The organism is Acidovorax sp. LjRoot204 (assembly GCF_056175785.1).
The window spans coordinates 68060-75948 of sequence record NZ_JBGFFF010000008.1 but is presented as its reverse complement, the minus strand read 5'-3'; the positions used below and the strand labels follow the sequence as shown (position 1 = coordinate 75948).

The 7889-nt window shown below is 68.3% G+C and carries 8 protein-coding genes; 5 read left to right on the top strand and 3 right to left on the bottom strand.

All coding sequences use genetic code 11. From position 1 onward, the window contains the following. Positions 1–1230: MFS transporter (locus AC04MI_RS03380; protein ID WP_476497084.1), on the top strand; the 1230-nt coding region annotated here is incomplete at its 5' end. 40 nt (positions 1231–1270) lie between these two features. Here the strand turns inward: AC04MI_RS03380 and dtd are convergent. Then, a complete protein-coding gene (gene dtd, locus AC04MI_RS03375; protein ID WP_288850658.1) occupies positions 1271–1723 on the bottom strand; it encodes a D-aminoacyl-tRNA deacylase in 453 nt (150 codons plus the stop codon). Beyond that, the gene (locus AC04MI_RS03370; protein WP_056059587.1) at positions 1720–2670 is read right to left on the bottom strand and encodes a cation diffusion facilitator family transporter; all 951 of its coding nucleotides are present in this window, start codon (positions 2668–2670) and stop codon (positions 1720–1722) included. Before AC04MI_RS03370 ends, dtd begins: the two co-directional genes overlap by 4 nt. Positions 2671–2792: 122 nt before the next feature. Here AC04MI_RS03370 and AC04MI_RS03365 point away from each other — a divergent pair, with 122 nt between their 5' ends. The 4 genes from AC04MI_RS03365 to AC04MI_RS03350 all read left to right on the top strand — a co-directional run bounded on the left by AC04MI_RS03365 (position 2793) and on the right by AC04MI_RS03350 (position 6329). Next, positions 2793–4337: a sensor histidine kinase gene (locus AC04MI_RS03365; RefSeq protein WP_288850659.1), complete on the top strand. Its 1545-nt coding sequence runs from the start codon at positions 2793–2795 to the stop codon at positions 4335–4337. Continuing rightward, positions 4327–4959 carry a response regulator transcription factor gene (locus AC04MI_RS03360; RefSeq protein ID WP_056059589.1) on the top strand — a complete coding sequence of 211 codons (633 nt, stop codon included), beginning with the start codon at positions 4327–4329 and terminating at the stop codon, positions 4957–4959. The genes AC04MI_RS03365 and AC04MI_RS03360 overlap by 11 nt, the downstream gene beginning before the upstream one ends. A 139-nt stretch (positions 4960–5098) precedes the next feature. After that, positions 5099–5593 (top strand): GlcG/HbpS family heme-binding protein, encoded by a 495-nt coding sequence (locus tag AC04MI_RS03355; protein ID WP_056059591.1) that lies wholly within the window; start codon positions 5099–5101, stop codon positions 5591–5593. Between the two features lie 43 nt (positions 5594–5636). Further along, positions 5637–6329 (top strand): ankyrin repeat domain-containing protein, encoded by a 693-nt coding sequence (locus AC04MI_RS03350; protein WP_436078323.1) that lies wholly within the window; start codon positions 5637–5639, stop codon positions 6327–6329. 78 nt (positions 6330–6407) lie between these two features. Here the strand turns inward: AC04MI_RS03350 and dbpA are convergent, their stop codons facing one another. After that, positions 6408–7826 carry an ATP-dependent RNA helicase DbpA gene (dbpA, locus tag AC04MI_RS03345; RefSeq protein ID WP_436078322.1) on the bottom strand — a complete coding sequence of 473 codons (1419 nt, stop codon included), beginning with the start codon at positions 7824–7826 and terminating at the stop codon, positions 6408–6410. Between the last annotated feature and the right edge of the window lie 63 nt (positions 7827–7889).

Here is a 7889-nt window from a genome sequence, read left to right as displayed (position 1 = left end):
CCCCGCGTACTGTGGGCCATGCTGCTAACGCTGCTCAGCGGGTTCGCGCTGAGCCAGGCGTTTCGAACCACCACTGCTATCCTGGCCCAGGGGCTGACCGCCGAGTTCGGGCTGTCGCCCGGGTCGCTGGGGGCCTTTGCCGGGCTGTTCGGCCTGTCGTTCGGTGTGGCCCAGTTGCTGATGGGCGTGGGGCTGGACCTGTGGGGCCTGCGGCGCACGGTGCTGACCGCTTTCCCGCTGGCGATTGGCGGTGCCGCGCTGTCGGCGGCAGCGCCCGGCTATGCGTGGCTGATGGTGGGCCAGTTGATGATCGGCGTGGGCTGCTCGCCCGCGTTCCTGGCCTGCACGCTGTTCATTGCGCGGCATTTCCCTGCCGACCGGTTTGCCTACCTGTCGGGCGTGGCGATGGGAGTTGGAGGTCTGGGCCTGCTGTTCACCGGTACGCCGCTGGCCTGGCTGGTGCAGCACGGTGGCGGCTGGCGCACGGGCTATGCCGTGCTGGCGGTGCTCAGCGCGCTGTCGTGGCTGCTGATCTGGCTGCGGGTGCACGAGCCTGCCCCGCTGGTGCCGCCCCCGGCGCAGCGCGAAACCTGGGGCCAGGCGCTGCTCGGCTTTGGCCAGCTGCTCACGGTGCCGCACACCTGGGGCATCCTGCTGCTGGGCATGTCGGGCTACGCCGCGTTTTTGTCGCTGCGGGGCCTGTGGCTGGCGCCGTTGCTGATGGACCGCTACCACCTCACGCTGGTGGACAGCGGCAACGTGGCGCTGGGTCTGTCGTTGATTGCGCTGTTTGCACCCGGTCTGGCGGGCCGGCTGGACCCTGGCATTGGCCGCCGCCGGCGATGGATTGGCAACGCCTCGCTGCTGATGGCCGGGCTGTTTGCGCTGCTGGCATTTTTGCGGGTGCACCCTGCCGCCAGCGTGGTGCTGATCCTGCTGATGGGGCTGCTGTCGGGCTACGGCGTGCTGCAGTACGCCGACGTGCGCGCCTCGTACCCGCCCGCACTCACCGGCCGGGCCCTATCGGCCTACACGATGGCAATGTTCCTGGGCGTGGCGCTAATGCAGTGGTTCACCGGCATCGTGGCCACAGGCGCCCAACGCCTGGGATGGGATGCCCACACGGCCGTCATGCTGGCGATTGCGGCCTGGCTGGCGCTGGCGTCAGTGGCGTTTCGGTTTTTGCCTGTTTCGTCACTGGTTTCTTCGCAAGCATCAGAACCCAGATAGCCTCTAGTGCCTATCTATCAATCGTCAGCTGCTATCAATTTTATTGAACTGCAGGCGGCATCCGCAGCGGAATCGTCACCGGCCCATCGTTGACCAGGTGCACCTGCATGTCGGCTGCAAACTGACCGGTGGACACCACGGGATGGATCTTGCGGGCCTGGGCCACCAGGTAGTCGTACAGCCGCTGCCCTTCATCGGGTGCCGCAGCCCGGGTGAAGCTGGGGCGGTTGCCGCCGGTGGTGTCTGCCGCCAGCGTGAACTGGCTGACCAGCAGSAGGCCGCCACCGATGTCCTGCACGCTCTGGTTCATCTTGCCTGCGGCGTCCGAAAAGATGCGCAGCTTGAGGATCTTGGCCAGCAGCCTGTCGGCTTCAGCCTCGGTGTCTCCACGCTCCGCACACACCAGCACCAGCAGTCCCGCGCCGATGGCGCCCACGGTCTGCCCGTCCACATCCACACGCGCTTCACGCACACGTTGCAATACGCTGATCACTTCACGGCATCCTTCACATCGTCACGGGGGTCGTCGAAATGCGCCTCCACGTCGGTAGGCAGCAGCTCGATGGTGGCACGCAGGCCGGGCACGGCGGTCATCAGCGCGCGCTCGACCTGGCCGCGCAGCTCGGCGGCGTGGCGCAGGGTCCAGTCGGCGGGCATGTGCAGGTGCATGTCCACAAACTGGCGCTGGCCCGCGCGGCGGGTGGAGACATGGTCGAACCGCACAGCGCCCGGCGCCTGGGCGGCCACAAACTGCTGCAGCGTGGTGTCGATGGTGGACTGAACCTCGGGCTCCACCGCCGAATCCATTAGGCCCTGGGACGACCGCCACACCAGCTCCACGCCCTCTTTCAGGATATTTAGCGCCACGGCGATGGCTGCCACCGCATCCAGCCACAGCCACCCGGTCAGGGCCGCGCCCGCAATGCCCACCAGCACACCGGCCGAGGTCCACACGTCGGTGACCAGGTGGCGTGCATCGGCCTCCAGCGCGATGGAGCGGTGCTCGCGCGCCGAGCGGAACATCACCCAGGCCAGCAGCCCGTTCAGGGCCGAGCTGAGCACCGACAGTCCCAGGCCCCAGCCCACCTGCTCGATGGGCTGTGGGTCAAACAAGCGGTGCCCCGCCGCCCACAGAATGCCCGCCGACACGCCCATGATGAGGATGCCCTCAAAGCCCGAGGAAAAGTATTCGGCCTTGTGGTGGCCGTAGGGGTGGTCGTCATCGGCTGGCCGTGCCGCCACCGTCACCATGGCCAGCGCAAACATGGCGCTGGCCAGATTCACAAACGACTCCATCGCGTCAGACAACAGACCCACCGAGCCCGTGACCACCCAGGCCAGCGTCTTGAGCGCAATGGTGACCACCGCCACGGCCACCGAGGCCCACAGTAGGTTGCGGGGTGAAAGCCAGGGGTGGGATGCGGGAGAAGATGCTGACATGGCGGGTGGGCGAAGGAGCGGAAACAAGCGAGTCTGAAATTACACCAGAGCCACCTTAAGAACCTGTTCAGAATCTGAGCGACGTTGAACAGGCTCTAAGGCCCCCATGCCAGAATCCGCGCATGCTCCCCGCCTGGCGCCGCCTTCTACCCCGAAACGCCCTCCACCTGCCCAGCCTGCTGTTGTGGGTGGCGGTGGCCTGCATCGGTTGCGGCTGGCTGGTGGTGGACCGCCTGCAGCAACTGCACTCGGCGTTTGAGACCGACGCGCGCATCGTGCATCGGCTGCTGAGCCAGCGCGTGGTGCAGCACGACGCCATCATGGCCACGCTGGCGCTGCTGCAGCCAGCCGCTGCGGTGGATGACCTGCACAACGCGGCATCGCCCCTGCCCCGCCTCACGTCGGTGTATCCGCAGATCCTGGCGGTGCTGCAGCGCTCGGCCCACAGCGACTGGCCGCCCGCACTGCAGGCCGAGCTGACAGCCGCCGAGGCCACCTCACGGCGCACCGGTCACGCCGCTACGGCAGGCTTGAACCTGCCCGCAGGCCGTTACTACCTGGTGCTGGCGGGCACGCCAGCCAGCTATGCGCTGCACATCGACCTGCGCACCACCATCCCCACCGACGAGTGGCCCATGGACATGGCCGCCAGCCCGGTGCGCGTGACGCTGGAGCAGGGCGGCACGGCCTTTGTGGTGCAGCCCGGCCAGGCAGACCAGGGCAGCGGCATCCGCACCTACGACTTTCACAAACTGCTGGCCGCCGCCAGCCAGCCGCTGGACGTGGTGGCCCGCCGCACCGTGGGCCTGCACGAACTGCCCTGGTGGCGCATGTTGGGCTGGTGCCTGCTGACCGCAGCGCTGTGGGCCGCAGGCCGCGCACTGTGGCGCCAGCGCGTGGCGCGCCAGCGGGCCGAAGAGCTGCTGCGCCTGGGCCAGGTGGCGCGGCTGAACACATTGGGCGAATTGGCCGCTGGCATGGCCCACGAGCTGAACCAGCCGCTGACCGCCCTGCTGTCCAGCACCCAGGCCGCCCAGCGCCTGCTGGCCGACGACCCACCCGACCTCGACACCGCACAGACCGCCATGGCCCGCGCCGTGGAGCAGGCGCGCCGCGCATCCACCGTGGTGGGCCGCCTGCGCCGCCTGGTGGAGCGGCCCGACCTGGCCGGTCAGGCCCAGCCCCTGGCACTGCCCACCGCCTTGCAGGACGTGCTGCACCTGCTGGAGCCCGAGCTGGCACAGCGCGGCGTGGTGCCCGAGGTGTTGGCCGCCGCAGACCTGCCCCCGGTGCTGGCCGAACCCGTGGCCCTGCAACAGATCATCCACAACCTGCTGATGAACGCGCTGCAGGCGCTGGAGCAAGTGCCCCCCGCTGAACGCCGGCTGCACCTTGCAATGGCGCAGGCTGGTGCCGGACAGGTGGCGCTTTCGGTGCGCGACCACGGCCCCGGCATCCCGCCCGAAGCACGCCAGCACCTGTTCGAGCCCTTCTACACCACACGCAACGGCGGCCTGGGCCTGGGCCTCACGCTGTGCGAGAGCCTGGCGCAGGCCATGGGCGCGCAGCTGAGCCTGGCGCCCGAGGTCACGCCCTCATCCGCCGCTCAACGGGGGGCTGAGTTTGTGCTGACCCTCAACGTCGCACCACCCACCGATGACCGATAGTGCCCCCTCCCTCTCGCCCCTGATCCATCTGGTGGACGACGATGCTGCAGTGCGCGAGGGCCTCTCCCTGCTCATCAGCACCGTGGGCCTGCGCGTGCAGACCTGGGCCGACCCGCAGTCGTTCATGGCCGGGTTTGACCGCGCCAGCATCGGCGCCATCGTGCTGGATGTGCGCATGCCGGGCATCAGCGGCCTCACGGTGCTGGAGCAACTGCTGGCGCAGGGCGTGGACCAGCCCGTGATCCTGCTCACCGGCCACGGCACGGTGGAGATGTGCCGCCGCGCGTTCAAGACCGGCGCGGCCGAGTTTCTGGAAAAACCGGTGGACGACGAAGTGCTGATCGAAGCCCTGCAAAACGCCGTGCGCCAGCATGTGCGCTCGCGCGAACGCCACCAGGCCGACCAGCAGGCGCGCGAGCGTTTTGCGCAGCTCTCGGCCCGCGAGCGCGAGGTGCTGGGACTGATCGTGGAGGGTCTGACCAACAAGGAAATCGGCCGCGCGCTCGAACTCTCGCCCCGCACGGTGGAAACACACCGCGCCAACCTGTTTGCCAAGCTGGGGGCCGAGTCGCTGGCGCAGCTGATCCGGCGCTACGCGGCGCTGGTGGACGCGGCCGCGTGAGCTGCCCCTTGGCGGGCTTTCCGTAGTTCTACGGAGGCCCGCGCGTAGCCGCCCGAATGGCCGAAAACGGCGGCCATTTCTACAGTTCTCCCACGGCGCCACAACGGGTGGCACCGACCCAGAAACACCGGAGAACACCATGCAAAACCGCCTCGCCACCGTCGCCGCCCTCACCCTGTCCCTGATCGCCACCGCCGCCAGCGCCGAAGGCGTGCGCACCGAAAAGAACATGTCGCTGGACCTGGCCACGCAGATCGCCGCGCAAACCGTGGCCACCTGCACCGCCAACGGCTACGCCGTCACGGCCACCGTGGTGGACCGCGCAGGCACCGTGCGCGCTGTGCAGCGCGCCGACAACGCCGGCCCCCACACGCTGGAGGCCAGCCGCCTCAAGGCCTACACCTCGGCATCGGCCAAGAACACCACGCTGGCCATGATGGAAGGCGTACAGAAGAACCCCGCTGCGGCCAACCTGGTGAACATCCCCGGCTACCTGCTGCTGGGCGGCGGCGTGCCGGTGAAGGTGGGCAACGAGGTGATCGGCGCTGTGGGCGTGGGCGGTGCACCCGGCGGCCACCTGGACGAGCAGTGCGCGGTGGCGGGCATCGCCAAGGTGCAGGACTTGCTGAAGTAAGCCAGCCCCATCACAGGCAACTGAGCATTCAACGGAGGCCTCCATGAAGCCGTGGAATCTTGTTTTCGCCCTGGCCGCCGCACTGGCCTGTGCCACCCCGGCCCAGGCCCAGGTGCCACCCACGGCGGCCGAAACAGCGGCCTACCAAGGCCTGCATGCCGCTGCGGCTCGGGGCGATGTACCCAGGCTCACCCAGCTGATCGCAGCGCGGGCCGATGTGAATGCCCGCGATGGCTACGGCCGCACGCCACTGCATGTGGCCACCTATGCGCGGCAGGCCGATGCCATCCGCGCCCTTGCCCAGGCTGGGGCCGACCTGAATGCGCTGGAGAACGACCGCTACGACGCCGTGACCATCGCCGCCGTGGCCGACGACGAGGCCACGCTGCGCGTGCTGCTGCAGCTGGGCGCCAGCGCCAAACAGGTGACCAGCCGCTACGACGGCACSGCSCTGATCGCCGCSGCSCACCTGGGGCACGACGGCGTGGTGCGTCAGTTGATCGCCGCCGGGGCGCCGCTGGACCATGTGAACAACCTGCACTGGACGGCGCTCATCGAGTCCATCGTGCTGGGCAACGGCGGTCCGCGCCACCAGGCCACACTGCAAGCATTGCTACAGGCGGGGGCCAGCCAGGCACTGACCGACCGGCAGGGCAACACGCCCCTGCAGCTGGCGCGCCAGCGGGGCTTTGGAGAGATGGTGCGGATGCTGGAGGCTGCCGCAGCACGGCGCTGATGCCGCCAGGGCAGGACACGCACCAACTATCAAATTGATAGCTATTGGCACATGATTGACTAGCGCATCCGGCGCTTTTTACTCAAAGTCCTGGGTTCCCGTCACCAGGCGGGCCTTCACGGTCTTGCCCTTCACCCGGCCCTCGTTCAGGCGCTGGGCAGCTTGGGCGCCGATGGCACGGTCCACCGCCACATAGGTGGAGAAGTCGTTCACGTTGATCTTGCCGATCTGCTCTCGGGTGTAGCCCATCTCACCGGTCAGCGCGCCCAGCACGTCGCCCGCACGGATCTTCTCCTTGCGGCCACCGATGATCTGGATGGTGACCATGGGCGGCACCAGCGGGCCGTTGCCGGTCGGTGTCAGGTCGGCCACGGGGAACCAGCGCGACTCTCGGCCCTGCAGTTGCTCGATCTTGCCCACGCTGCCCATCTCGTCCAGGCTGGCCAGGTTCAGCGCCAGCCCTTCGGCATCGCCCCGGCCCGTGCGGCCGATGCGGTGGATGTGCACCTCGGGGTCGGGCGTCACGTCCACGTTGATCACGGCGGCCAGGTAGGCAATGTCCAGCCCGCGCGCGGCCACGTCGGTGGCCACCAGCACCGAGCAGCTCTTGTTGGCAAACTGCACCAGCACCTGGTCGCGCTCTCGCTGCTCCAGCTCGCCAAACAGCGCCAGCGCGCTGAAGCCCTGGGCCTGCAGCACGGCCACCAGGTCGCGGCACTGCTGCTTGGTGTTGCAGAACGCGATGGACGAATCGGGCCGGAAGTGGTTGAGCAGCAGCGAYACGGCATGCAGGCGCTCGCTGTTCTTCACCTCGTACCAGCGCTGCTCGATCTTGCCCTCGGCATGCTGCGCCTGCACAGTGATCTGCTCGGGCGACTTCATGAACTGGGCGCTCAGCTTGGCGATGCCCTCGGGGTAGGTGGCCGAGAACAGCAGGGTCTGGCGCTCTTTGGGACACTGCTTGGCCACCACGACGATGTCGTCGAAGAAGCCCATGTCGAGCATGCGGTCGGCCTCGTCGAGCACCAGGGTGTTGAGCGCCTCCAGCGTCAGGTGCTGGCGCTCCAGGTGGTCCATCACSCGGCCSGGCGTRCCCACCACGATGTGCGCGCCRTGCTCCAGGCTCAGCATCTGGCCGCGCAGCGGCACGCCGCCGCACAGGGTCACGACCTTGATGTTYTCTTCGGCRCGCGCCAGGCGGCGGATTTCAGTGGTCACCTGGTCGGCCAGCTCGCGCGTAGGGCACAGCACCAGGGCCTGTACCGCAAACCGACGGGGGTTGAGGTTGGCCAGCAGCGCCAGCGCAAACGCGGCGGTCTTGCCGCTGCCGGTGCTGGCCTGGGCGATCAGGTCCTTGCCCAGCAAGGCGGGCGGCAGGCTGGCCGCCTGAATGGGCGTCATCGTGGTGTAGCCCAGCTGCTGCAGGTTGGCCAGCATGGCGGGGCTCAGGGCCAGCGCGCTGAAATCAGTGCGGGCTTGGTTTTCTTTGGAGGTCATGGGCCGATTATCCGGTGCGGGGTATCCGGGCAACTACCTTACGCCCCCGTCAGGTGTATCGGC

What these genes read in the sequence shown, in the direction of transcription:
- AC04MI_RS03370 (WP_056059587.1), bottom strand. Translation starts at nt 2,670, where the DNA reads ATGTCAGCATCTTCTCCCGCATCCCACCCCTGGCTTTCACCCCGCAAC.
- AC04MI_RS03365 (WP_288850659.1), top strand. Translation starts at nt 2,793, where the DNA reads ATGCTCCCCGCCTGGCGCCGCCTTCTACCCCGAAACGCCCTCCACCTG.
- AC04MI_RS03360 (WP_056059589.1), top strand. Translation starts at nt 4,327, where the DNA reads ATGACCGATAGTGCCCCCTCCCTCTCGCCCCTGATCCATCTGGTGGAC.
- AC04MI_RS03355 (WP_056059591.1), top strand. Translation starts at nt 5,099, where the DNA reads ATGCAAAACCGCCTCGCCACCGTCGCCGCCCTCACCCTGTCCCTGATC.